Source organism: Leisingera aquimarina DSM 24565 (assembly GCF_000473165.1).
GTDB lineage: Bacteria > Pseudomonadota > Alphaproteobacteria > Rhodobacterales > Rhodobacteraceae > Leisingera > Leisingera aquimarina.
In genome coordinates this window covers 1,063,641-1,086,133 of the sequence record NZ_KI421504.1, presented here as the reverse complement: position 1 = coordinate 1,086,133, position 22,493 = coordinate 1,063,641, and the positions used below count along the sequence as shown (strand labels likewise).

The 22,493-nt window shown below is 61.8% G+C and carries 25 protein-coding genes; 12 read left to right on the top strand and 13 right to left on the bottom strand.

Annotation, left to right across the window (positions count from 1 at the left end):
- From AQUI_RS0109365 to folK, 3 genes are all read right to left on the bottom strand, one after another.
- Complete coding sequence (locus AQUI_RS0109365; RefSeq protein WP_027257288.1) at window positions 1-2,148, bottom strand: RelA/SpoT family protein; 2,148 nt, start codon at window positions 2,146-2,148, stop codon at window positions 1-3.
- 36 nt (window positions 2,149-2,184) lie between these two features.
- Window positions 2,185-2,538, bottom strand: a complete 354-nt coding sequence (gene rpoZ / locus AQUI_RS0109360) for a DNA-directed RNA polymerase subunit omega (protein WP_024088478.1) — start codon at window positions 2,536-2,538, stop codon at window positions 2,185-2,187.
- Between the two features lie 93 nt (window positions 2,539-2,631).
- Complete coding sequence (gene folK, locus AQUI_RS0109355; RefSeq protein ID WP_027257287.1) at window positions 2,632-3,201, bottom strand: 2-amino-4-hydroxy-6-hydroxymethyldihydropteridine diphosphokinase; 570 nt, start codon at window positions 3,199-3,201, stop codon at window positions 2,632-2,634.
- Window positions 3,202-3,338: 137 nt separating this feature from the next.
- Here folK and AQUI_RS0109350 point away from each other — a divergent pair, with 137 nt between their 5' ends.
- From AQUI_RS0109350 to AQUI_RS0109325, 6 genes are all read left to right on the top strand, one after another.
- Window positions 3,339-3,908, top strand: a complete 570-nt coding sequence (locus tag AQUI_RS0109350) for a LabA-like NYN domain-containing protein (RefSeq protein ID WP_019296609.1) — start codon at window positions 3,339-3,341, stop codon at window positions 3,906-3,908.
- Window positions 3,909-4,211: 303 nt separating this feature from the next.
- Complete coding sequence (gene ispH, locus AQUI_RS0109345; protein ID WP_027257286.1) at window positions 4,212-5,162, top strand: 4-hydroxy-3-methylbut-2-enyl diphosphate reductase; 951 nt, start codon at window positions 4,212-4,214, stop codon at window positions 5,160-5,162.
- A 99-nt stretch (window positions 5,163-5,261) separates the two neighbouring features.
- Window positions 5,262-5,876 (top strand): LysE family translocator, encoded by a 615-nt coding sequence (locus tag AQUI_RS0109340; protein ID WP_027257285.1) that lies wholly within the window; start codon window positions 5,262-5,264, stop codon window positions 5,874-5,876.
- A gap of 28 nt (window positions 5,877-5,904) precedes the next feature.
- Window positions 5,905-6,504, top strand: a complete 600-nt coding sequence (locus AQUI_RS0109335) for a class I SAM-dependent methyltransferase (protein WP_027257284.1) — start codon at window positions 5,905-5,907, stop codon at window positions 6,502-6,504.
- Entirely contained in the window at window positions 6,497-6,961 is a 465-nt protein-coding gene (rnhA, locus tag AQUI_RS0109330) for a ribonuclease HI (RefSeq protein ID WP_027257283.1), read from the top strand. Before AQUI_RS0109335 ends, rnhA begins: the two co-directional genes overlap by 8 nt.
- A 16-nt stretch (window positions 6,962-6,977) precedes the next feature.
- On the top strand, window positions 6,978-7,601 hold the full coding sequence (locus tag AQUI_RS0109325) for a trimeric intracellular cation channel family protein (RefSeq protein WP_027257282.1): 624 nt from the start codon (window positions 6,978-6,980) through the stop codon (window positions 7,599-7,601).
- 205 nt (window positions 7,602-7,806) lie between these two features.
- Here the strand turns inward: AQUI_RS0109325 and AQUI_RS0109320 are convergent, their stop codons facing one another.
- From AQUI_RS0109320 to def (AQUI_RS0109295), 6 genes are all read right to left on the bottom strand, one after another.
- Window positions 7,807-8,799: a glycosyltransferase family 2 protein gene (locus AQUI_RS0109320; RefSeq protein WP_027257281.1), complete on the bottom strand. Its 993-nt coding sequence runs from the start codon at window positions 8,797-8,799 to the stop codon at window positions 7,807-7,809.
- Between the two features lie 131 nt (window positions 8,800-8,930).
- The gene (locus tag AQUI_RS0109315) at window positions 8,931-9,167 is read right to left on the bottom strand and encodes a GlsB/YeaQ/YmgE family stress response membrane protein (protein ID WP_027257280.1); all 237 of its coding nucleotides are present in this window, start codon (window positions 9,165-9,167) and stop codon (window positions 8,931-8,933) included.
- A gap of 10 nt (window positions 9,168-9,177) precedes the next feature.
- Complete coding sequence (locus tag AQUI_RS0109310; RefSeq protein WP_027257279.1) at window positions 9,178-9,414, bottom strand: hypothetical protein; 237 nt, start codon at window positions 9,412-9,414, stop codon at window positions 9,178-9,180.
- A gap of 13 nt (window positions 9,415-9,427) precedes the next feature.
- Entirely contained in the window at window positions 9,428-10,333 is a 906-nt protein-coding gene (fmt, locus tag AQUI_RS0109305) for a methionyl-tRNA formyltransferase (protein ID WP_027257278.1), read from the bottom strand.
- Window positions 10,334-10,445: 112 nt separating this feature from the next.
- The gene (gene def, locus AQUI_RS0109300; RefSeq protein WP_027257277.1) at window positions 10,446-10,943 is read right to left on the bottom strand and encodes a peptide deformylase; all 498 of its coding nucleotides are present in this window, start codon (window positions 10,941-10,943) and stop codon (window positions 10,446-10,448) included.
- A gap of 14 nt (window positions 10,944-10,957) precedes the next feature.
- Complete coding sequence (gene def / locus AQUI_RS0109295) at window positions 10,958-11,476, bottom strand: peptide deformylase (protein WP_027257276.1); 519 nt, start codon at window positions 11,474-11,476, stop codon at window positions 10,958-10,960.
- Window positions 11,477-11,586: 110 nt separating this feature from the next.
- Here def (AQUI_RS0109295) and AQUI_RS0109290 point away from each other — a divergent pair, with 110 nt between their 5' ends.
- Together AQUI_RS0109290 and AQUI_RS0109285 are read left to right on the top strand one after the other, a co-directional pair.
- The gene (locus AQUI_RS0109290) at window positions 11,587-12,759 is read left to right on the top strand and encodes a MalY/PatB family protein (protein ID WP_027257275.1); all 1,173 of its coding nucleotides are present in this window, start codon (window positions 11,587-11,589) and stop codon (window positions 12,757-12,759) included.
- A 2-nt stretch (window positions 12,760-12,761) separates the two neighbouring features.
- Entirely contained in the window at window positions 12,762-13,292 is a 531-nt protein-coding gene (locus AQUI_RS0109285; protein ID WP_027257274.1) for a L,D-transpeptidase family protein, read from the top strand.
- A gap of 9 nt (window positions 13,293-13,301) precedes the next feature.
- On the opposite strand, the gene AQUI_RS0109280 is transcribed toward AQUI_RS0109285, so the two are convergent.
- A complete protein-coding gene (locus AQUI_RS0109280; protein WP_027257273.1) occupies window positions 13,302-13,670 on the bottom strand; it encodes a hypothetical protein in 369 nt (122 codons plus the stop codon).
- Window positions 13,671-13,884: 214 nt separating this feature from the next.
- Between AQUI_RS0109280 and AQUI_RS0109275 the strand changes: the two genes are divergently transcribed.
- The 4 genes from AQUI_RS0109275 to AQUI_RS0109260 all read left to right on the top strand — a co-directional run bounded on the left by AQUI_RS0109275 (window position 13,885) and on the right by AQUI_RS0109260 (window position 18,095).
- Entirely contained in the window at window positions 13,885-14,859 is a 975-nt protein-coding gene (locus AQUI_RS0109275; RefSeq protein WP_027257272.1) for a glutathione S-transferase family protein, read from the top strand.
- Between the two features lie 149 nt (window positions 14,860-15,008).
- Window positions 15,009-15,971 carry a threonine-phosphate decarboxylase gene (locus AQUI_RS0109270; RefSeq protein ID WP_027257271.1) on the top strand — a complete coding sequence of 321 codons (963 nt, stop codon included), beginning with the start codon at window positions 15,009-15,011 and terminating at the stop codon, window positions 15,969-15,971.
- Window positions 15,968-16,879, top strand: a complete 912-nt coding sequence (gene cbiB / locus AQUI_RS0109265; protein ID WP_027257270.1) for an adenosylcobinamide-phosphate synthase CbiB — start codon at window positions 15,968-15,970, stop codon at window positions 16,877-16,879. Before AQUI_RS0109270 ends, cbiB begins: the two co-directional genes overlap by 4 nt.
- Window positions 16,880-16,925: 46 nt before the next feature.
- Window positions 16,926-18,095, top strand: coding sequence for a lytic murein transglycosylase (locus tag AQUI_RS0109260; protein WP_027257269.1), 1,170 nt, complete (start codon window positions 16,926-16,928; stop codon window positions 18,093-18,095).
- Here AQUI_RS0109260 and AQUI_RS0109255 read toward each other — a convergent pair.
- From AQUI_RS0109255 to AQUI_RS0109245, 3 genes are all read right to left on the bottom strand, one after another.
- Window positions 18,092-18,436, bottom strand: a complete 345-nt coding sequence (locus AQUI_RS0109255; RefSeq protein WP_245596896.1) for a hypothetical protein — start codon at window positions 18,434-18,436, stop codon at window positions 18,092-18,094. The two genes, AQUI_RS0109260 and AQUI_RS0109255, sit on opposite strands and share 4 nt — an antisense overlap.
- A 70-nt stretch (window positions 18,437-18,506) precedes the next feature.
- The gene (locus AQUI_RS0109250) at window positions 18,507-18,974 is read right to left on the bottom strand and encodes a YbjN domain-containing protein (RefSeq protein ID WP_027257267.1); all 468 of its coding nucleotides are present in this window, start codon (window positions 18,972-18,974) and stop codon (window positions 18,507-18,509) included.
- A gap of 62 nt (window positions 18,975-19,036) precedes the next feature.
- Window positions 19,037-22,492: a chromosome segregation SMC family protein gene (locus AQUI_RS0109245; RefSeq protein ID WP_027257266.1), complete on the bottom strand. Its 3,456-nt coding sequence runs from the start codon at window positions 22,490-22,492 to the stop codon at window positions 19,037-19,039.
- Between the last annotated feature and the right edge of the window lies 1 nt (window position 22,493).

Here is a 22,493-nt window from a genome sequence, read left to right as displayed (position 1 = left end):
TTATCCCGGAAAATGGCGCTCTTCCGGCTTGTTCCGGAACCGCGCCACCGCGGCAACATCGCTTTCTGCTTCAAGCGTCAGCATCAGCGAGTGCAGCTGCTCCACATCCCGCAGCTCCACATTGATCATAAGCCGGTAAAAGTCTGGTTTCCTGTCGACAAATTCCAGGTCCGAGATATTGGCCTTTTTCTCGCCAATCAATGTACAAATGCGTCCCAGCACACCGGCGTCATTGCCAATGGTCAGTTCAAGCGTGGTGCCATAGGCCGCCGGATGGGTGCCGCTGTGCCATTGCACATCCATCCAGCGCTCCGGCTGATCTTCAAACTCACCCAGCTTGTCGCAATCCGCGGAATGCACCACCACCCCGCGGCCGCGGTAGGTGATGCCGATAATGCGCTCTCCCGGCAGCGGCTGGCAACAGGGCGCGCGCTCAAAGCTTTGCCCCGGCTCCAGACCGACCACCGCCCGGCGCGGAGAGATTTCGTCGCCATCGCCAGTGGTGGTCAGTTCCGGATACACCGATTGCACCACGTCATGCGCAGTGATCTCCGCCGCACCCAATCGCGCCAGCAGCTCATTCACCCCGCCTGCCCGCAAGGCGCGCGCTGCGGTTTCCAGCGCTTTGTCGGTGGCCTTCTTGCCGACATGCTCAAACGCCGAGCGTGCCAGTTCATGGCCCAGCTTCACAAACCGCGCCCGGTCCGCTTCGCGCAGGGCGCGGCGGATCGCAGTGCGGGCCTTGCCGGTGGTGGCGATCTCCAGCCAGCTCACCTGCGGGGTCTGGCCCTCGGCGGTGATCACATCCACGGACTGGCCGTTCCTGAGCCTGGTCCACAGGGGCACCCGGATACCGTCCACCTTGGCGCCGACGCAGGCATGGCCGATGCGGGTGTGGATGGCATAGGCAAAATCGATCGGCGTCGCCCCTTTGGGCAGCTTGATCACATCACCCTTGGGGGTGAAGCAGAACACCTGGTCCGAATACATCTCGAGCTTCACCGCTTCGAGGAATTCGTCGTGATCATCCTCGGCGTCGAACTGCTCGGTCAACGATGCGATCCACTTGGCCGGATCCACCGCAAAGGGGTTCTCCGTCCGAACACCGTCGCGGTAGGACCAATGCGCCGCAACCCCGGTTTCGGCCACGTCATGCATCTGGCGGGTGCGGATCTGCACCTCCACCCGCTTACCGTCCCGGCCCGACACCGTGGTGTGGATTGAGCGGTAGCCATTGGATTTCGGCTGACTGATGTAATCCTTGAACCGGCCCGGCACCGCCCGCCAGCGCTGATGTATGGCGCCCAGCGCCCGGTAGGCATCTTCTTCGGACATGGTGATCACCCGGAATCCGTAGATATCCGACAGCCGGGAAAACCCCTGGTCCTTGGCCTGCATCTTACGCCAGATCGAATAGGGTTTCTTGGCGCGGCCAAAGACTTCGGCCTCGATCCCGGTTTTTTCAAGCTCCAGCCGCATGTCGCCCGTGATCCGGTGGATCACATCACCGGTTTCTCGCTGCAGGGTCACAAAACGGCGGATGATCGACTGGCGGCCTTCAGCGTTCAGCACGCGGAACGCCAGATCCTCCAGTTCCTCGCGCATCCACTGCATCCCCATGCGGCCCGCAAGCGGCGCATAGATATCCATCGTCTCGCGCGCTTTCTGGGCCTGCTTTTCCGGGCGCATCGCCTTGATTGTGCGCATGTTGTGCAGCCGGTCGGCAAGCTTGACCAGGATCACCCGCAGATCCTTGGACATCGCCATGAACAGCTTGCGGAAGTTTTCCGCCTGCTTGGTCTCCCGGCTGCTGAGTTGCAGGTTGGTCAGCTTAGTGACGCCATCGACCAGCATCGCCACCTCATCTCCGAATCGGCGGGTGACTTCCTCATAGGAGGCCTTAGTGTCTTCGATGGTGTCATGCAGCAGCGCAGTGATGATCGTCGCATCATCCAGGCGCTGTTCGGTCAGAATGGCTGCGACGGCAACCGGATGCGTGAAATAGGGCTCGCCCGAGTGGCGGTATTGCCCTTCATGCATCTGCTCGCCGAATGCATAAGCCTCAGCGATCCTGTCCGCATTTGTCTTCGGGTTGTAGTTGCGGACCAGAGCAAGCAGATCTCCAGCGGAAATATCGGGGGAGTTCATGTCCGGTCCGCAGCCTCAAATTCGTCAGCGCATGCCTTAGCCCTGGCCCTGGGCCTCCATCAGCGCGCGCAGCAGTTTCTCTTCAGACATGTCGTCATCGGCGGGTTTGTCGTTATCCGCGCCCATCAGCAGAGCCATCGAATCTTCTTCCGGCTCATCGACCTCGATCTGAGTTTGATTGCCTTCGATCAGGCGCTCACGCAGATCGTCTGCGCTTTGTGTTTCATCAGCAATTTCACGCAGGGAAACGACCGGGTTTTTGTCATTGTCGCGATCCACGGTGATTGGGGCACCGGCCGAGATTTCGCGGGCACGGTGCGCTGCCAGCATCACCAGCTCAAAGCGGTTGGGCACTTTATCGACGCAATCTTCAACCGTCACGCGGGCCATCAGCGACTCTCCATTTCATTCCGGGTCCAGAAGGCAGACATTTACGCCCAAACCTTTCCCTTGACAAGAGCGGAAAACGCCGCATTGCGCGTCTTACAAGGGCGTGACCTCTGCCACATCCTCCGGCGGCAATTCCGCCAGCAGCCCGGCGGCGGTTTTCTGCAGCACAGGGTGGTGCCAGCGCGGGGCAACATCGCAAAGCGGCACCAGCACAAAGGCGCGGTCCTGAATGCGCGGATGCGGCAGGATCAGCTGTCCGGGCGCCTCCTGCATCTGGGTCTCCAGCGGCAGTCCCTGCCAGCGGGCAAACCCTTCCGCATCCGGCAGCACCGCGCCGCCATGGTCAAGCAGGTCCAGATCAAGCGTACGCATCCCCCAGCGCTGCTCCCGCACCCGGGCGAACTGCGCTTCAATATCATGCAAGCGCGCCAGCAGCGCGCGTGCGGTCAAAGATGTCTCAACCGCAATCGCGGCGTTCACATAGTCCGGCCCCGCCCCCGCTGGGAAACAGGGCGTCTGAAAGAACCGCGAGACGCAGCGCAGCAGAACGTCATCCGATTGCAAAGCGGCAATAGCCTTTGACAAGGTGGCTTGCGGCGCATCAGCGTCAACAGGCAGGTTGCCGCCAAGCGCGATGAGCGACGTTTTCCGGTTTCCGGCCATTTTTGACCCTATTTCAGAATGGCAGTATACTTGCGGCAGATGACAAATAACTTACATTAAGTCCACCCGTCTCGCTGATTTCAAGCACTCACTCACGGAACACCCGGCCGGGACGGTTATACCGGAAGGAACATTTTATGTTTTATAAAGACGAACGGCTTGCGCTGTTCATAGACGGGTCGAACCTGTACGCCGCGGCTAAGGCGCTTGGGTTTGACATCGACTATAAGCTGTTGCGGCAAGAATTCATGCGCCGCGGCAAGCTTCTGCGGGCCTTTTATTACACCGCTCTGCTGGAAAATGACGAGTATTCCCCGATCAGACCTCTGGTGGACTGGCTGCATTACAACGGCTTCACCATGGTCACCAAACCGGCCAAGGAATACACCGACAGCATGGGACGCCGCAAAGTCAAAGGCAACATGGATATCGAGCTTACCGTCGATGCCATGGAGCTGGCGCCGCGGGTGGATCACATCGTGCTGTTCTCGGGCGATGGGGATTTCCGTCCGCTGATTGCCAGCCTGCAGCGCCAGGGCGTGCGTGTTTCGGTGGTATCTACCATCCGCAGTCAGCCGCCGATGATCTCTGACGATCTGCGCCGCCAGGCCGACAATTTCATCGAGCTGGAAGAATTGCGCGATGTCATCGGCCGGCCGCCGCGCGAGCAAAGCGAACCGCGTTCGGCTACCGCCGCGCACGGCTAAGGAAAGCGCGCCGGGCCAAGGCACCTGATGGGGCGGCGCCTTGGCCCGGACAGCGTCCCTCACCCGCCTGAACTATTGGCCTGTATGCGGCGTGCGGTGTTTTCGGCAGCCCGGCAGCGTTCTTGATGGACAGCACAGCCGACACCTCTCCTGAGCGCAACGTTCTGACATGGCTGCCCGCACGGCTGCGGCGGTGTTTGCCCGTCGGCGGCGCCAATTGTCCAAATCAGACATTTCCTGCGGCCCCGCGGGCACTGGACCTTGCCGCCCGAACCGCTTACCTCTGGCCGCAAGGAGACGCCCATGACCAAGCCAGCCCTGACCCTCTACCTTGCCGCCCCGCGTGGCTTTTGCGCCGGTGTCGACCGCGCGATCAAGATTGTCGAAATGGCGATTGGGAAATGGGGGGCGCCGGTCTATGTGCGTCACGAAATCGTGCACAACAAATTCGTGGTCGACTCGTTGCGCGACAAGGGCGCGGTGTTTGTCGAGGAACTGAACGAATGCCCCGATGACCGCCCGGTGATTTTTTCCGCCCACGGGGTGCCGAAATCGGTCCCGGCTGAGGCCGACCGCCGCGAAATGGTCTATGTCGATGCCACCTGCCCGCTGGTCTCCAAGGTACATATTGAGGCCCAGCGCCACGCCGAAGCCGGCCTGCAGATGATCATGATCGGCCACAAAGGCCACCCTGAAACCATCGGCACCATGGGACAGCTGCCCGACGGTGAGGTGCTGCTGGTGGAAACCGTCGAGGATGTGGCCAAGGTGGAGGTGCGCAATCCTGATCAACTCGCCTATGTCACCCAGACCACCCTGTCAGTTGATGACACCAAGGGCATCGTAGCGGCGCTGCACCAGCGGTTCCCGAACATCACCGGCCCGCACAAAGAAGATATCTGCTACGCCACCACCAACCGCCAGGAAGCAGTGAAGTCGGTGGCACCCAAAGCAGACGCCCTTTTGGTGGTGGGCGCGCCGAACTCCTCGAATTCCCGCCGTCTGGTCGAAGTCGGCGCCAAAAACGGTTGCGATTACGCCCAACTTGTGCAGCGTGCTGAAAACATAGACTGGCGCGCGCTGGAGGGCATCCGCTCGGTTGCCATCACTGCCGGCGCCTCAGCCCCCGAGCTGCTGGTCAACGAGGTAATCGACGCCTTCCGCACCCGGTATGACGTGACCGTCGAGGTGGTGGAAACCGCTGTCGAAACCGTGGAATTCAAGGTGCCCAAGGTACTGCGCGAAACTGCCTGACGAAACGCGGCTGGATTGCGAAGAAAGTCACAGAAAGCACACCTGCGGTGCGCTAATCATGGTACCCAATAGCATTCGGATTTTTTTGGAGCCGCATTGATGATTACCCTGCAATTTCTGATCACCGCCTTTGTTGTCGTCCTCGCGCCTGGCACCGGTGCCATCTACACGCTGGCTCTTGGTTTGGGCCAAGGCCGCCGCGCCGCCATTTGGGCCGCCTTGGGCTGCACCATCGGCATCCTGCCGCACCTGGCTGCGGCAACCCTCGGGCTTGCGGCAATCCTGCACAGTTCAGCGCTGCTGTTCCAGATCGTCAAGGCCGCAGGCGTTGCCTATCTGCTGTATCTGGCCTGGCAGGCGCTGCGCAGTGGCGGTGCCCTGGCTGTCAATTCACAGCGTACCAGCCAACCCGGCCGGAGTATCGCCTGGCGCGGAGCGCTGATCAACATTCTGAACCCCAAGCTGTCGGTGTTCTTCCTGGCGCTGCTGCCGCCGTTCCTAAGCGGCAATCCCGCCAGCGCCACGCTGGAAATGTCCGTCCTCGGGCTGGTGTTCATGGCGATGACCTTTGCCATCTTCGTGCTCTACGGACTGTTTGCCGCCCAGGCCCGCAGTTACCTTCTGAACAGCGAGCGGGTGCTGAAATGGATGAGCCGCGGCTTTGCTGCCGTGTTTGCAGGCCTTGCCGCCCGGCTCGCTTTTGAACGTGCCTGAGCCGGCCATTGCGGAAAAGGGGCAAGAAATGAGCGACCCGCAAACACTGGAAGTCTACGCCGAGGCGGCGCAGGCATATGCAGATGGTTTCGCCCGGTCCGATGACAGTTTTCACGATCCTGACTTCGAGGCCTTCACCTCGCTTCTGTCAGCAGGCGCCCGGGTCCTGGATCTGGGCTGCGGTCCGGGTCACTGGGCGGCACGATTCAAGGCGCAAGGCTTTGAGGTCTCGGCCATGGATGCCTCCCCAGAGATGGCCGCACTGGCAAAATCGGATTTCGGAATTGAGGTGAAGGTCGCAACTTTCGAAGCATTGGAGAGCAAAAGGGAGTATGATGGCATCTGGGCAAATTTCAGCCTGCTGCATGCCCCGCGGGCCGACCTCCCCGGTCTTCTGACGCGCATCCATCGCGCCTTGAACCCCGGCGGCATCTTCCATATTGGCATGAAGCTCGGAGACCGCGAAGGACGTGACAAATTGGGACGTTTCTATGCCTACTACGGCGAGGATGAATTGAAAAATCTGCTTCAAGATGCGGGCTTCACCCTAACCCGGTCCCGCCGCGGAAACGGCCAGGGACTGGCCGGCGGGGTTGAAACCTATGTGATTCTAACCGCCCATGGCTGAGCTGTTTGCCTATACCGATGGCGCCTGCTCCGGCAACCCCGGCCCCGGAGGATGGGGTGCGTTGCTGCGTGCGATGGATGGAGACACCGTCGTCAAGGAGAAAGAACTGAAGGGCGGCGAAGCCGAGACCACCAACAACCGGATGGAACTGCTGGCCGCGATCAACGCGCTGGAAAGCCTGGCGCGCCCGTCGACGCTCACCGTGGTCACCGACTCGGCCTATGTTAAGAACGGCGTCACCGGCTGGATCTTCGGCTGGAAAAGAAACGGCTGGAAAACCTCCAGCAAGAAGCCGGTCAAAAACGTCGAGCTGTGGCAGCGTCTGGACGCGGCGCAAGCCCGCCACAAGGTGACCTGGGAATGGGTCAAGGGCCACGCAGGCCATCCCGAGAACGAACGTGCGGATGAGCTGGCCCGCGCCGGCATGGCTCCCTTCAAGAAGAAGAAAAGCGCCTGATGCGCAGACCCGCCGTATGACCTTTCTGGCTTTGCTGGACTATGCCTCAGTGCTGGTCTTTGCGCTGACCGGCGCGCTGGTGGCCAGCCGGGCGCAGCTGGATATTGTCGGCTTTGCCTTTGTTGCCTGCCTGACCGCGCTTGGCGGTGGCACGCTGCGCGACCTGCTCTTGGACCGCAATCCGGTGTTCTGGATCGGTAACCCGAATTACATTCTGCTTGCGGCCTTCGCCGCGGTGACGGTATTCTTTTCCGCACATCTGCTGGAGAGCCGGTTGCGCTGGGTCGTATGGCTCGACAGTTTTGCACTGGCCGTAGCTGTTCCTGCAGGCACAGGCGCCGCACTGGCTCTGGAAAGCCCGCCGGTGATCACTGTGCTGATGGGCATGGCCACCGGAACCATGGGCGGCTTGATGCGCGACGTTGTCTGCAACGAGGTGCCCCTGGTGCTGAAACAGGGTGAGCTTTACATCTCCTGCGCCATGGCAGGTGCGATCACCGCCGTCCTGGCAATCTGGCTTGGACTGGAGGTGCAGTTTGCCCTGCTGGCCTGCGCCGGCGTGTGCTGGACCTTGCGGGCAGGGTCGATCCTATTCGCCTGGCACCTGCCTGTCTACAAAAGCCGCCCGCCGCGCAGTTAAGGCCGGTTTGCGGCCAGAACAATTGGCGCCTCCTCCAATCAACCGGAAATACCTGATTGTGAACCCTGTCTTCACAACCCGGATCCAGAAACTGTCACCAGCGCAATCAGATGCGCTGCTGTTACGGAGCAAGGCTGCGTAATCTGCCAGCACCAGAAACCAAGACGCGCTGATACTAATGGCACCGGCAAAAAATCAACCGCAATCAGGCGGTTTTGCGGGTGTCACCCAAGGATTTCAGAAATTCCTGACCGTCTTTGCTGATCCTGGCCTTACGGCCCTTGCGCCGGTGCCAGACCAGCGCCATTTCATGGTACTCCCTCAGACTGGCGTCTTGCAGAAGGTCTTCCTTGATCTGCAGCGCGGCTGAGAAATTGTCCGCCAGCCGCCGGTCTTCTTCTTCATTCTTGTCAAACTTGTGCCAGTAGCTTGGCTCAATGGAGGAGGTGAAGTGGTTCGCCCGGCCGCGGGCTTTCTTGTTCAGGAACCCGTCACGAGACCGCAGCGCATAGTGATTGAGCTGCGCTGCGGAATAGCCGTAGCCGCCGCGCACGTAAAGCGCACCTTCCAGCTCATCCTCTGGCAGGCGCGTGCCATCGGCAAGCTGCCAGTTCACCTCGCCCGCCGATTCCGCCAGAAAAGGGCGGTGAACCCCCATACGGGTGAATTTCCCATTTTTGCGGAATGCGGTCTTGAAGAACCGATGCTCATCCGGGAGCCCCACCGCGGGTTCAGCCAGCACAAAGGCCTGAGGCACAGGGGGATGGTCCACAGTTCCAACCCCTGCATTGCCGAAAATGCGCCAAACAAAGGAAACCGCATCTGCATCCGCCCGCTCCGCCAGCAGCCCCGGCAACGTGCCGTCACCGGAATTGATTTGCAGGTATTCGTCGACGTCGACCACCAGAACCCAGTCTGCATTGTTCACTTTGGGCTCGTACTCCGCCCACATCAGTGCGCTTTTGTGCGGGCCGCGGCGCACCACCCGGCTGAACCGGTGTTCGATTACACCCATACGGTGCAGGCAGCGCAGGATATGATCCGTGGGATCGGAGCACTCATTGGTGAAGATGACAAAGTCGCTGACACCAATGGATTTGTAGTGGCTGATCCAGTCAAGAATATAGGCGCCTTCATCCTTCATGGTGGTCACAACCACCACGTTCGGCGCACCGGGCTGGCCGCTGTCCTGTGTCATCTGCAAATGCCCTCTGCCTCGTTTTCCCACCGCATTGCGCAGCGGTTGAGATATTGTATTCATTCAGCGGCCCGGTGCAGCAGAAATCGCGCGCTCCCCCCTCGGCTGTGGCCTGCGTACCTCAGCCAGGATTACTTGTGCAGGTACCGCTGCCAGAGCCAAATCAGCACCAAAGCGCCCAATACCGCGCCGGCAAAACCGGCCATGAAACCCATGACCGCCAGCAGGGCGCGCAGCACCATCCCGCCGATCAATGCACCGGCCATGCCAATCACAACAGTGGTGATGATATCAGTTTCAAGCCGCATCAGCCGGGTCGCCAGGAAACCTGCCGCAGCGCCGATGATAATCAAAGCAAGAACGGGCATAGCGATCTCCCTATCTGCGCCAATGGGTCGGCACGATCACCAAGGCCCCGATGGAAGAAGCAATCGCATTCCAGCCCGGCGCGCTGAAGCCAATGCCGAACATCAGCCGCACGAAATAGAACAGGAATGCACCTCCGGTGCAAATGATGATCGATGGCACATAGCCATTGCTGGTAAAGCCGCTTCGTTCAGAAGCGTAGCCGACAATCCCGGCAATCACCACGGTGCCCATCAGGGTCAGGATCATCAAGCGTCTCCGGTTACAGGCGGCTGCCCGTGGAAACCGGGAAACCGCGCAAAAATACCTCAGGATCCTGCGCGCTTTTGCCGGCCCGTTGCAAGCGCAACAACTGTACCGCACCGGTGCCGCAGGCAATGGTCAGGGCGCCATCCAGCACCGCGCCCGGTGCCCCCTGACCCTCTGCCAGTCTTGAGGCCAGCAGCTTGACCCGCTCCCCGCCGATTTCGCACCAAGCGCCGGGGAAGGGGGACAACCCGCGGATCTTGCGGTCCACCTCTGCCGCCGGGCGGGTCCAGTCGATCTGCGCCTCGCTCTTGTCGATCTTTTCTGCATATGTGACGCCATCTTCGGGCTGCACCTCGGGTGTCAGCTCCGGCAGGCGGTTCAAGGCCTCGACGATCAGCGCAGCGCCCCTCTCTGACAGGCGGTCGTGCAGCCGGGCAGTGGTTTCTTCTGCTCCGATTTCAGTAGCCTCCCGCAGCAAAACCGGGCCCGTGTCCAACCCTGCCTCCATCTGCATAATGCAGATGCCGGTTTCCGCATCACCCGCCATGATCGCGCGGTGGATCGGCGCTGCCCCGCGCCAGCGCGGCAAAAGACTGGCGTGGATGTTCAGGCAGCCATGCGCAGGCGCATCCAGAATGGCCTGCGGCAGGATCAGACCATAGGCCACAACCACCGCCACATCCGCATTCACAGCCGCAAAGGCATCCTGTTCTTCTGCCCCTTTGAGGGAGACTGGATGACGCACTTCCAGTCCCAAGGCCGCGGCGCGGGCGTGGACGGGTGCGGGTCGGTCCTTCTTGCCGCGGCCTGCAGGCCGGGGAGGCTGGCAATAAACGGCCGCAATTTCGTGTCCTGCATCGACCAGCGCGTCCAGCACCGGCACCGAGAAATCAGGCGTTCCCATAAAGATGATGCGCATCAAAGCCTCCGTAGGATAGGCAATCTGCCCACCTTCCCCTTCCCCGGACGCCTAACAGCCTGCCGCCGGGCGCGAACCGGGCTCCAAGCGGCCCGGCAAATGAAATCCGGCCTCAGCCGTTCAGCTTCTTCGCCTTACGGATCAGCATGTCGCGCTTCACCTTGCTCAGGCGGTCGAAATACATCCTGCCGTTCAGATGATCGATCTGATGCTGCACCGAGGTCGCCTCAATCCCGATGAAATCCTTCCGGTCGACCATTCCTTGCTCGTTGATGAACCGGACGGTCACAGCACGCGGGCGTTTAATCTTGGCCGAAACGCCCGGCAGGTTCGGGCTGGCCTCATCGTGTTCACGCAGCTCGATCGAGGAATGCAGGATTTCCGGGTTGGCCAGCTTCACTGCGCGGCCGCGTTCGGTGGAGCCGTCCACCACTGCCAGCCGCAGCATCACACCGATCTGATTAGCGGCAAGACCAACGCCCGGCATCGCATCCATGGTATCGACCATATCGTTCCAGATTTCACGGATCTCGTCGGTGATCCCGGTGACATCTTCAGCCCTTGAGCGCAGGCGTTTGTCAGGCCAGGGCAGACAGGTTCGGACGGTCATATGTGGAATATCCCTCAGGCGCGGGCGCGTTCGCGCTTCAGCTTCTGCATCTTGCGGGTGATCATCTGGCGCTTCAGCGGCTTCAGGTGATCGATGAACAGCTTGCCGTTCAAGTGGTCGATCTCATGCTGCACGCAAGTGGCCCAAAGCCCGTCAAACGTTTCGCGCTGCGCATTGCCGTCGCGGTCCATCCATTCGACTTCCACGGCCCTGGGACGGGTAACTTCGGCATACTGGTCCGGGATCGACAGACAGCCTTCCTCATAAACGTTGGTGTCGTCGGAGGAAGACAGGATTTGCGGATTGAACATCACCAGCGGACGCGCATCACCGTCTTCTTCCTTGACGCAGTCCAGCACGATAAGCCGCTGCAGGATGCCGATCTGCGGTGCCGCCAGGCCGATGCCCGGCGCGGCATACATGGTTTCCAGCATGTCATCCGCCAGCACGCGCAAGTCATCGCTCAGGTCCGGCACAGGCACGCAGACCTTTTTCAGGCGGGGGTCGGGATGGATCAGGATCGGTCGTTTCATGCGCTTCATGTATGCGATTGCAGGCCCCATCGCAACGCCCCCTTGCGCGCGCCGCTGCAGCGATTAGCTTCGCAGTTAAAGTTAAGGGCAACGACACGGGAATCCACCACATGAATTTTGACAAACTCACCGACCGCCGCGGCACTCACAGCTCGAAGTGGGACAAGATGGAGAAGCTGTTCGGCGTCTCCCCCGAGGACGGTCTGGCGATGTGGACGGCGGACTCCGACTATGAGACCGCGCCTTGTGTCATCGAGGCAGTCAAACAGGCCGCAGAGCACGGCGTGTTCGGTTATTCCTGGCAGCACCCGGAATATCTGCAGGCAGTTCAATGGTGGATGAAGACCCGGCACAACTGGGACATCGAAACCGATTGGGTGCTGACGTCGCAGGGCTTGGGCAACGCAATTGCGCTTAGCATTGATGTCTGGAGCCAGCCGGGCGACGGCGTCGTCATCTTCTCGCCCGTTTATCATGAGTTTGCGCACAAGGTGAACAAGGCCGGGCGCAAGGTCACCGAGTGCCCGCTGGCGCGCGACGGCGACACTTACAATCTGGACCTCGACGATGCGCAATCGCGCCTGAATGGAACCGAGAAGCTGCTGCTTTGGTGCTCGCCGCAAAACCCTTCGGGCCGGGTCTGGACACCGGAAGAGCTGCGCGAAGTGGCGGACTTCGCCAAACGCAACGGCCTGATCCTGGTCTCCGACGAAATCCACCACGATCTGGTCTATCCCGGCAGCACCTTTGTTCCGATGGACGTGGCGGCCCCCGACGCACGCGCCTGCACTGTCACTCTGACCGCGCCATCCAAGACCTTCAACATTGCCGGTCAAAGGACCGGCAACATGATCATTCCGGACCCGGAGCTGCGCGCCGCAATGCGTCACCGGCAGGACACGCTGGATTATGATCCCAGTGCGCTTGGTGTTGCGATGATCACTGCCGCCTACTCGCCCGAGGGTGCGGAATGGGTCGACGCCCAGGTCGCCCACCTGGAGGGCAACAGGAAATTGTTTGATGAGACCGTGAACGCGTTGCCGGGGCTAAAATCTCTGCCGTTGCAATCGACCTATCTGGCCTGGGTGGATTTCTCCGACACCGGCATGAGCCGCGAGGAATTCATCAAACGGCTGCGCGAAGGCGCCAAAATCGCCACCTCGCCCGGTGATGGCTTTGGTGCCGGCGGCGAATTCATGGAACGGTTCAACCTGGCCACCCAGCGCTCCCGTGTCGAAGAAGCCTGCCGCCGCCTGTCCGCAGCCTTCTCGGATCTTCAGTAGGCATGAAGCGCCTGCTGCGCCTTCTGGCGCTGGTTGTTCTGACCGGCGCCGCCTGGGCCGCCTGGCAGGCCTTTGCCCCGCGGCCCGCGCCGCCGCCGCAGGCTGCGGCGGTGGAGCGGATCGACCGCATCCTGATCGAGAAATCCGCCCGCCGCCTGACCGCCAGCCACGGCGGCGAAACGATACTGGAGTTTCCCATCGCGCTAGGGTTCGAACCCGCAGGCGACAAGTTTCAGGAAGGTGACGGCAAAACGCCCGAAGGCACCTTTCTGATCGACCGGCGCAACCCCAACAGTGCCTATCATCTGTCGCTGGGAATCAATTATCCGCAGCCCGAAGACAGGGTGCAGGCCAACGCGGCCGGGGTCAGCCCCGGCGGCGACATCTTCATTCATGGACAGCCGAATTCGGTGGGCAATCTGATCACCCTGCCCGGCGACTGGACCGCCGGCTGCATCGCTGTCACCAATGAACAGATGGAAACGCTGTGGCGCCTGGCAGAAATCGGGACGGAGGTTGAAATCCGTCCCTGAGTCAGCGGCTCAAATCTTGCCCTGCGACTGGTCGAAGGGGATCAGCCCGGCCGGTGCGTCCGGGGATTTGTAGAAATCCAGCGGTGCCCTGTCCGCAGCGGGGGTGGAGCGCTTGAACTCATAGCGCATCTCGCCGCCTTCTTCTTCGCTGGCAACGATCAGGCATTGCGACAGGTGCCGCGCTCCCTCGTAAAGATCGACCAGCCCGCGCAGCATCGGCGCAGTCTCTGCCTCAACCGAAAAACCCGTCTTCCACATCCGCAGAACCGGGACCAGCTCATTGTCCGCCATTACCCGCAAACGGCTTTTCTTGCGCATCCCCTGAAGGCGGGCGGTGTCCAGCGCTTCCTGTACGGCTTTGGGCACATAGGTATTCATCGTTCCGGCCTTCCAAATGCTTGGGTTTCCTCGGGTCCTTCTTTCAACGGTGCGTCACAAATATATAAAATCAAGTGAACATTTTTGGAAATTTGACGGGCGCGCAATTTTGTTGCTCTTGTGCAGTGGCGCAGAGGCCTTGCGCGCTGCGCTGTATAGGCACCCGGCCTGAGCAAGCCTATGTTTCCTGCGCACAGCAGCAGGAGCAGACCCGATGGGCCTTTTGATCGACGGAGAATGGCACGACAAGTGGTATGATACCAAATCCACTGGCGGCGCGTTCAAACGCAGCGAATCACAGTTCCGCAACTGGATCACCGCTGATGGCAGCGCCGGTCCTTCGGGCGAGGGCGGTTTCCCTGCAGAAAGCGGTCGCTATCACCTTTATGTCTCGCTCGCCTGCCCTTGGGCCCACCGCACGCTGATCTTCCGCAAGCTGAAGGGACTGGAGGAGCACATATCCGTTTCCGTTGTGCATCCCGATATGCTGGGCGAAGGCTGGACTTTTGATACGGACGATCACGGCGCTACCGGCGACACCCTGTTCGGCAGCTCCCATATGCATCAGGTCTACACTCGCGCCGATGCAAGCTATACCGGCCGGGTAACAGTACCGGTGCTGTGGGACAAGGTGCAGAACACCATCGTCTCCAATGAAAGCGCCGAAATCATCCGCATGTTCAACTCGGCCTTCGACGATATCACCGGCAACTGCGATGACCACTGGCCGGAGGAACTGCGCGAGCCGATCGAGGCAGTAAACGCCCGCATCTACAGCACCATCAACAACGGCGTCTACAAATGCGGCTTTGCCACCTCGCAAGAGGCCTATGACACCGCAGTCGAGCCGCTGTTTGAAAGCCTGGACTGGCTGGAAGATCTGCTGTCCCAGCACCGCTACCTGCTGGGAGATCGCGTAACCGAGGCCGATTGGCGGCTGTTCACCACGCTGCTTCGGTTCGATCCAGTCTATCACGTGCATTTCAAATGCAACCGCAAGCGGCTGGCGGACTACTCGAACCTTTGGGCCTACACACGCGAGCTGTATCAATGGCCGGGCGTGGCTGAAACCGTAGGAATGCAGCATATCGTGCGCCACTATTACTACAGCCACGACACCATCAACCCGCACCGGATCATTCCGGTCAACCCGGATATCGACTGGCTGGAACCGCACCGGCGCGGCTGATCTGACGCCAGCCGGCCCCTGGCAGAACAATTCCTTCCGAGGCTCCTAAAATTAGGGAGTTCACGCCTCGCCCCAGTTGCTTTATGAACTGCTGTGTCTGATTTGGCATCCGAACCGTTCGGAGCAACATTCAACCGGTGGCTACCGCGATGCTTGAACTCCCGCTTGATAATGCAGCCCCATCCAGGGACCACGGCGGCAACCTTAGCGCTGCCATGGCAGAGTTCGGCGGTATCCGCAGCGATTGGATGGACCTCTCCACCGGTATCAACCCGCACCCCTATCCGCTGCCGGAACTCACCGCCGGAGACTGGAGCGCACTGCCGGACGCCGATGCGCTGGCCGATCTCGAACGCGCCGCGCGGTCTTTCTGGAACATCCCGGATGAGGCTGCGGTTCTCGCCGCCCCTGGTGCTTCAGCCCTGATCGCAGCCCTGCCAGCACTGGCCGCGCCGCGCTGGGTGCAGATCAGCAAACCGACCTACAACGAGCACGCCGCCGCCTTTGAAGCCCGCGGCTGGAAGATTCGTGTAGATGGCCCGGCTGAGGCCCGTGTCGCGGTGCATCCGAACAACCCCGATGGCCGCCTCTGGTGTGAAGAACAACTCACTGCACCGCTCACTATTATCGACGAAAGCTTTTGCGATGTCTGCCCAACCGAGAGCTTGGTTCGCATGGCCGCCCGGCCTGGCGTTATTGTCCTGAAAAGCTTTGGCAAATTCTGGGGCCTCGCCGGCCTGCGGCTGGGTTTTGCAATCGGCGATCCCAAACTGATCGCCACCCTGTCCTCGTGGCAAGGCCCATGGGCCGTCTCTGGCCCGGCCCTGCGCACGGGCGCTCTGGCTCTGCAGGACCACGGCTGGGCCGAAGCCACCCGCACCCGGCTGAAGGCGGATGCGGCGCAGCTGGATGAAATGGTGTTTGCCAAGGGCGCCAGCTTGGTGGGCGGCACCGACCTATTCCGTCTCTACAATGTGAACGATGCCGCGGCCTGGCAGAACAAGCTTGCCCGTTCCCGCATCTGGAGCCGGATCTTCCCCTACTCCAAAACCTATTTGCGCCTCGGCCTGCCGCCCGCTGACGGCTGGGACCGGCTGGAGGCGGCGCTATGACGACCGCGGCAATGCTGGCGGTTGCCCTCGTTCTGGATGCCGTTTTCGGCGAGCCCAAATGGCTGTGGTCCCGTTTCACCCACCCGGCGGTGCTGATGGGCAAGGCAGTCGGCTTCTTCGACCACACGCTCAACACCGGCCAAAACCGCCGCGGCAAAGGCGTGCTGGCCGCGTTGGCACTAGTACTTTGCGGCTTCATCGCAGGCAAACTGCTGTCGCTGCCCGGCACGCTGGTGGAAATCCTGGTGGCGGCCATGCTGATCGCCCAGCGTTCGCTGACCGAACATGTTGCAGCCGTCGCCAAGGGCCTGCGCAGCAGCCTGCAGGAAGGCCGCGAGGCGGTGGCGATGATCGTCAGCCGCGACACCGCGGCCATGACGGCGCCGCAAGTAGCCCGCTCCGCCATCGAAAGCGGATCTGAAAACCTGTCCGACGGGGTCATCGCCCCTGCTTTCTGGTTCCTGATTGCCGGGCTGCCGGGCCTGATTGTTTATAAGATGATCAACACCGCCGACAGCATGATCGGCTACCGTACCGACCGGTACGAGGATTTCGGCTGGGCCGCCGCCCGCCTGGACGACCTGTTGAACCTGATCCCGGCGCGGCTGACCGGGTTGCTGATCGCCCTGTCCAGCGGCCGGCTGCACCACTGGGGTGCAATTTCTGCAGACGCTCGCAAGCACAGATCGCCCAATGCCGGCTGGCCCGAAGCCGCCATGGCGCGGGCGCTGAACACCGCGCTGGCCGGCCCGCGATCCTATGAAGGCCAGATGCGCGACTTTCCCTGGGTTCATGCAATTGGTGCCAAAAGCGCCAATGCCGAAACCATCACCCGCTCCGTGACCCTGCTCTGGCAGACCTGGGCACTTGCTCTGGTTCTGACGGTTGCCATTGCCTCGGTTTTCTAGCACATAAGACCCTGCGGGAGCGGTCAGACTAAGGAGCGCCAGAACCATGCGCCTATTGCCCTTCGTCCTTGCAGCAAGCCTGTTGCCTGCGGTGGCAACTGCCCAGTGCGGCGGCGGCTTTCAGAATTTCGTTAAGCTGATGAAAGACGAGGCAGTGCAGGCCGGGTATGACACCGTCACTGTCAACGCCTTCTTCTCGGGCACCCGCAAGGATGCGGGCGTGCTCAAGGCGGACCGTGCCCAGGGCGTATTTCAGAAGCCTTTCATCGAGTTTACCCGCCACCTGATCTCGCAAAGCCGGATCAAGCGCGGCCGCCAGATGGCGAAAAAACATGATGCCATCTTCCAGCGGATTGAGAACACCTATGGCATCGACCGCGGTGTGTTGCTTGCCTTCTGGGCGTTCGAAACCGACTATGGCGGCTATCAGGGCGATTTCAACACCCGCGATGCGCTGGTCACCCTGGCGCATGACTGCCGCCGCCCGGAGCTTTTCCGGCCGCAGGTCTTCTCGGCACTGGAGCTGTTCAGCCAGGGCAATTTCGATCCCAAACGCACAACAGGCGCCTGGGCCGGAGAGATCGGCATGGTGCAGATGCTGCCCGGAGATATTCTGGAACATGGTGTCGATGCTGACGGCGACGGCCAGGTCAGCCTGAAAACTTCGGCCGCCGACGCGCTGATGTCGGGCGCGCGAATGCTGTCCCATTTGGGTTGGAAGCCGGGCCAGCCCTGGTTGCAAGAGGTCATCATCCCTCAGGATCTGGATCTGACACTGACGGGCACCGGACGCAAGAAATCCGTAGCCCAGTGGCGCGGTCTCGGCGTCTCTGCAAGGGACGGCAAACTACCCGATCCCTCTTTGCGCGCTTCGCTTCTGCTGCCGCAGGGCCACAAGGGGCCGGCTTTCCTGGCTTATCCCAACTTTGACGTCTACTTTGAGTGGAACCAGAGCTTTACCTATGTCCTTACTGCGGCTTACTTTGCCAACCGGTTGGAAGGCGCAGAGGTCTATAGCGCAGGCCAACCCGAAAACGGGCTGAATGGCACTCAGATGAAACAGCTGCAGCAGATACTACAGGCCCGCGGCCATAACGTTGGGGATATCGACGGCATTCTTGGAGCCCGCACCCGGATTGCAGTGCAAAAGGAGCAAGCCCGTCTTGGCCTGCCCGCCGATGCCTGGCCGACGCCGGCGCTGCTGCAGAAGCTCTAACGGACCGGGAACCGCTCGCCCCTTTCGGTGATCAGGATGACCCGGCTTCCATTACGCACATACAGATCACAGCGGCCGAATCCGTTGGCGAACTCCACGCAGATGCTGCCGTCTGCAGCAATCCGGTAAGTGCCCCAAGCGGTGCCCCCGCCGTTCTCTACCGAGTAGGTGTAAGCATAGGCGCCATCGCTGCCATACAGCGACTCTCCGCCATCATAGAAGCGAAAGGACCGGCCCGGCAGCGCCTCCAGTTCATCCTGCGCCAAGGCCGTGTCGCCGGGCCGCAGCGGCCAACCCTCAGCGAGTGCGCTGCTTGCCAACTGGCATAAAAACAGGGGCATGATCCATCTCATGCCCCTACCTTAGCTGTTCACTTGTTAAGCTGGTGTCACGATCCGGTGACAGTTGGATTTACCAGTCGATGAAAGCTTCAAAATCCTGCATGGCGCGGTTCCAGATCCCCACGGCCTGGGCAAAATCATCCGGGCTCATGCCTTTGTTGCCCAGGAACACATCCATTTCGATCCGGGCCGAGCCCTCTTCCGAGACATAGCCGCGGGCAAAGCGGTTTTCATTGTTCCACTCGTTGATCTTGGACAGGCGCACGCCGCCATCTGTCTGATAGCCCGAGAAGAACTGGATGGCTTCGCAGTCTTTGTTGCCGTCACAACCGTAATAGTAGACCGAGAAATCGTTGCCGTAGTATTCGACCTTCAGGTTCGGATCTCCAACGCTGTCGGTGGTCACTTCGACCTTTGCACCCTCATCCTTGAAGAAATTGGCCACGCTGTCGCCGGTTTTGGCCACCACGTTCTGGGCAGCCGCGGCTACCGGCATCATCAGCACCGCGGATGCGGCAATTGCTTTGAGCATATCCATTTATCACTCCACCAAAATTAATTCTGACCGGCAGGCGCCGCCAATCCCCGCAGCCTGCTGCCTCAGGCCACCATCGCCTCTGCCTTCTTGAGGTCAACTGAAACCAGCTGACTGACGCCTTTTTCCTGCATGGTGACGCCAAACAGCCGGTCCATTCGCGCCATCGTCACCGCGTGGTGGGTGATGATGAGGAAGCGGGTGTCAGTCTGGCGGCACATCTCATCCAGCAGATCGCAGAAGCGGGTGACGTTGGCGTCATCCAGCGGCGCGTCGACCTCGTCCAGCACACAGATCGGCGCCGGGTTCGACAGGAACACTGCAAAGATCAACGCCATCGCCGTCAGCGTCTGCTCGCCGCCAGAGAGCAGCGACAGCGTCGACAGCTTCTTGCCCGGCGGCTGGCACATGATCTCCAGCCCCGCATCCAGCGGATCGTCGCTTTCGACCATCACCAGATTGGCCTCGCCGCCGCCGAACAGATGGGTAAACAGCATGGCAAAGCTATTGTTCACCTGCTCAAACGCGGTCAGCAGCCGCTCGCGGCCCTCGCGGTTTAGGCTGGCAATGCCGTCGCGCAGGGTCTTCACCGCGCCTTCCAGGTCCAGCTTTTCCGCCACCAGCGTGTCATGCTCGTTCTGCACGCCGCGGGCGTCCTCCTCGGCGCGCAGGTTCACCGCACCCAAGGCATCGCGCTGACGTTTGTAGCGGTCCACGTCGTGTTCCAGATCGTCCGAAACAGGCATTTCATCCGGTGACACGCCCAGCTTCTCCAACAAGGCCTGCGGGGTGATCTGCTGCGCTTCGATGATGCGGCCTGCGGCCTGAGTCACCGCCTCCTTGGCCGCATCGCTGCGCGCCTCCGAGCGCGCCCGCGCCTCGCGCGCCTCAGAGGCCAGCCGCTCGCATTCGCGCTCCTTGTGAACCGCCTCGCGCAGTTCGGCTTCGGCTGCAATCAGCGCCTCGGTGGCAGCGGATTTGCGCGCTTCGGCTTCGGAGATTGCCTCGTTCAGCTCCTCCCGCTTCTCAGCGATTTCCGCCGGAACCGCGTTGGCTTCTTCCAACTCCTCTTGCGAGGCCTCGCGGCGCTCTGCCAGCTCCTCGATCCGCGCCTCGGCGCTTTCCAGGCGGTGGCGCCAGCCGGACAACTCCTTGGTCACCTCCTGCGCGCGCTTGGTGCGGGCCTCACCCTCGCGGCGCAGCTCGTCGTGGCCGGAGCGGTGCGTCAGCATGGTGATCCGTGCTGCTTCAACCGACTGCTTGATGTCCTCGACTGCTGTACGGGCCTGATCCAGATCACCCAGATCCCCCAGCGCTTTCTCCGCTTCTTTCAGCTGTAGACCCGCGCTCAGTGCATCTTCCTCATGACGCGACACCGCGATGCCCAGCGTTTCCAGCTTGGCCTCAGACAGATTGCGGTCTGCTTCGGCCCGGCTCAACGCGCGGGCCGCATCGGCCACCCGCTGATCCGCTACCCGCCGCGCCTGCCGGGCATTCTGGTCGGCCAGCGTCACCTCTTCCAGTTTGCGCAACAGCATCTCATGCGCGGCACGGGCGCCGTCGGCCTTGGCACTGACGCGCTCCATCTGCTGTTTCAGCGCTTCCAGCTTGTTCAACTGCTCCAACCGCAGGGCCGCAGCGCTCGGTGCATCCTCGGCCCAGGCACGGTAGCCGTCCCAACGCCACAGGTCGCCCTCAACCGTCACCAGCCTCTGGCCCGGTTGCAGCTGCGCCTGCAGGCCTGCTGCTGCGTCACCATCCACCAGCCCAATCTGCGCCACCCGGCGCGACAGGGCATCGGGGCCAGAAACAAACAACGCCAGTGGCTGCACGCCGTCGGGCAAGGGCGCGTCACGGTCATAGCCGGACAGAGCCACCCAGCCGGTCGGCCCGTCAGCCTTTGCCAAGGGCGCGCGCAAGTCGTCGGCCAGCGCCGCGCCCAGGGCCTTCTCATAGCCAGGCGAGACAGTCAGCTCATCCAGTACCTGACCGCCTTCGGCAGTGTCGCGCTCCACCAGCTTGGCCAGTGCGGTCACCTCGGCGCGCAACGCACCCAGCTCGCCCTCAGCCTCGGAGCGCTGCGAACGCGCCTCTGCCTCGCGGCTCTGGGTTTCGGTGCGCGCCTCGTCCGCTGCTTCCAGCGCCTCCTCCGCCATTTCAGAGGCTTCGCGGGCCTCTTCCTCAGCCGTTACCGCAGCTTCGAATTTCTCCGCAGCCAGTTCCAAAGCGTCCTGCGCTTCGGCCTGAGCACTGCGGGCTTTCTCCGCTTCGCCCTCGGAACGGCCAAGCGCACGCTGGCCATCCTCGACCGCGCGGCGCGCCGACTGATGCCGGGCGGCCAGACGGGCCACATCCTCGGTCACCTGCGCCAGATGATCCTCGCGCGCCTGCAAGACCGATCCCGCATCGCGCGCCAGCTCCGCGGCTTCGGCCATCTTGCCGTCATGCCCGTCACCGGCCTTGGACAGCTCGCGCTGCTCCCATTCCAGCCGCTCGATGGTTTCGCCGGCGTCCTTGTTCAACCCCGCCTCGCGCTCGATGTCGTTGCTCAGCTGCACAACACGGCTGCTGAGCCGCTCAATGGTCTGGCGCGCCTGCGCCTCCTGGTCGCCCAGCGAGTCGCGCTGCACCACCAGCCGCTGCAGGATGGCGGCTGCGATGGCCTCCTCCTCGCGCAGAGGAGGCAGCTTTTCCTCAAACGTGCCGCGCTGAGTGGCCGCGGCACGCACCAGCGCCTCGGCCTTGGCGGCCTGCTCGACCCGCACCCGCAGCTCATCCTCTGAGGCCAGCCGCGCCCCATCCGCCTCGCGCCATCGGCGGTACAGCAGCATGCCCTCTGACAGCCGCAGCTTCTCCCCGATCTCGCGGTAGCGCTGCGCCTGCCGCGCCTGCTTTGCCAGCTGCGCCAGTTGCGCGGCCAGCTGCTCGATCACGTCATCGACACGCAGCAGGTTGGCCTCGGTGTTCTTCAGCTTCAGCTCCGCCTCGTGGCGCCGCTGGTACAGGCCCGAGATCCCTGCCGCTTCTTCCAGAATCCGCCGCCGCGCCTTGGGCTTGGCGTTGATCAGCTCGGCGATCTGGCCCTGCCGCACCAGCGCCGGCGAATGCGCGCCGGTGGAAGCATCGGCAAACAGCATCTGCACATCGCGCGCCCGCACGTCCTTGCCGTTGGACTTGTAGGCGCTCCCCACATCGCGGGTGATGCGGCGCACGATCTCCAGACCGTCGGCCTCATTGAAGCCCGAGGGCGCCAGCCGTTCGGAGTTGTCGATGTTGAGGCTCACCTCGGCAAAGTTGCGCGCCGGCCGCGAGGACGTGCCGGCAAAGATCACATCCTCCATGCCGCCGCCGCGCATCGCCTTGGCGCGGGTCTCGCCCATCACCCAGCGCAAAGCCTCGAGAAGATTGGATTTGCCGCAACCGTTTGGACCCACAACCCCTGTCAGCCCATCGGCAATGACCAGTTCGGTAGGATCAACAAAGCTTTTGAAGCCGTTCAGCCTGAGCTTGGAAAACCGCAAA

Bases quoted from the DNA above. Each gene is read 5' to 3' on its own strand.
- AQUI_RS0109365 (WP_027257288.1), bottom strand. From the start codon at position 2,148: ATGAACTCCCCCGATATTTCCGCTGGAGATCTGCTTGCTCTGGTCCGC.
- rpoZ (WP_024088478.1), bottom strand. From the start codon at position 2,538: ATGGCCCGCGTGACGGTTGAAGATTGCGTCGATAAAGTGCCCAACCGC.
- folK (WP_027257287.1), bottom strand. From the start codon at position 3,201: ATGGCCGGAAACCGGAAAACGTCGCTCATCGCGCTTGGCGGCAACCTG.
- AQUI_RS0109350 (WP_019296609.1), top strand. From the start codon at position 3,339: ATGTTTTATAAAGACGAACGGCTTGCGCTGTTCATAGACGGGTCGAAC.
- ispH (WP_027257286.1), top strand. From the start codon at position 4,212: ATGACCAAGCCAGCCCTGACCCTCTACCTTGCCGCCCCGCGTGGCTTT.
- AQUI_RS0109340 (WP_027257285.1), top strand. From the start codon at position 5,262: ATGATTACCCTGCAATTTCTGATCACCGCCTTTGTTGTCGTCCTCGCG.
- AQUI_RS0109335 (WP_027257284.1), top strand. From the start codon at position 5,905: ATGAGCGACCCGCAAACACTGGAAGTCTACGCCGAGGCGGCGCAGGCA.
- rnhA (WP_027257283.1), top strand. From the start codon at position 6,497: ATGGCTGAGCTGTTTGCCTATACCGATGGCGCCTGCTCCGGCAACCCC.
- AQUI_RS0109325 (WP_027257282.1), top strand. From the start codon at position 6,978: ATGACCTTTCTGGCTTTGCTGGACTATGCCTCAGTGCTGGTCTTTGCG.
- AQUI_RS0109320 (WP_027257281.1), bottom strand. From the start codon at position 8,799: ATGACACAGGACAGCGGCCAGCCCGGTGCGCCGAACGTGGTGGTTGTG.
- AQUI_RS0109315 (WP_027257280.1), bottom strand. From the start codon at position 9,167: ATGCCCGTTCTTGCTTTGATTATCATCGGCGCTGCGGCAGGTTTCCTG.
- AQUI_RS0109310 (WP_027257279.1), bottom strand. From the start codon at position 9,414: ATGATCCTGACCCTGATGGGCACCGTGGTGATTGCCGGGATTGTCGGC.
- fmt (WP_027257278.1), bottom strand. From the start codon at position 10,333: ATGCGCATCATCTTTATGGGAACGCCTGATTTCTCGGTGCCGGTGCTG.
- def (WP_027257277.1), bottom strand. From the start codon at position 10,943: ATGACCGTCCGAACCTGTCTGCCCTGGCCTGACAAACGCCTGCGCTCA.
- def (WP_027257276.1), bottom strand. From the start codon at position 11,476: ATGAAACGACCGATCCTGATCCATCCCGACCCCCGCCTGAAAAAGGTC.
- AQUI_RS0109290 (WP_027257275.1), top strand. From the start codon at position 11,587: ATGAATTTTGACAAACTCACCGACCGCCGCGGCACTCACAGCTCGAAG.
- AQUI_RS0109285 (WP_027257274.1), top strand. From the start codon at position 12,762: ATGAAGCGCCTGCTGCGCCTTCTGGCGCTGGTTGTTCTGACCGGCGCC.
- AQUI_RS0109280 (WP_027257273.1), bottom strand. From the start codon at position 13,670: ATGAATACCTATGTGCCCAAAGCCGTACAGGAAGCGCTGGACACCGCC.
- AQUI_RS0109275 (WP_027257272.1), top strand. From the start codon at position 13,885: ATGGGCCTTTTGATCGACGGAGAATGGCACGACAAGTGGTATGATACC.
- AQUI_RS0109270 (WP_027257271.1), top strand. From the start codon at position 15,009: ATGCTTGAACTCCCGCTTGATAATGCAGCCCCATCCAGGGACCACGGC.
- cbiB (WP_027257270.1), top strand. From the start codon at position 15,968: ATGACGACCGCGGCAATGCTGGCGGTTGCCCTCGTTCTGGATGCCGTT.
- AQUI_RS0109260 (WP_027257269.1), top strand. From the start codon at position 16,926: ATGCGCCTATTGCCCTTCGTCCTTGCAGCAAGCCTGTTGCCTGCGGTG.
- AQUI_RS0109255 (WP_245596896.1), bottom strand. From the start codon at position 18,436: ATGCCCCTGTTTTTATGCCAGTTGGCAAGCAGCGCACTCGCTGAGGGT.
- AQUI_RS0109250 (WP_027257267.1), bottom strand. From the start codon at position 18,974: ATGGATATGCTCAAAGCAATTGCCGCATCCGCGGTGCTGATGATGCCG.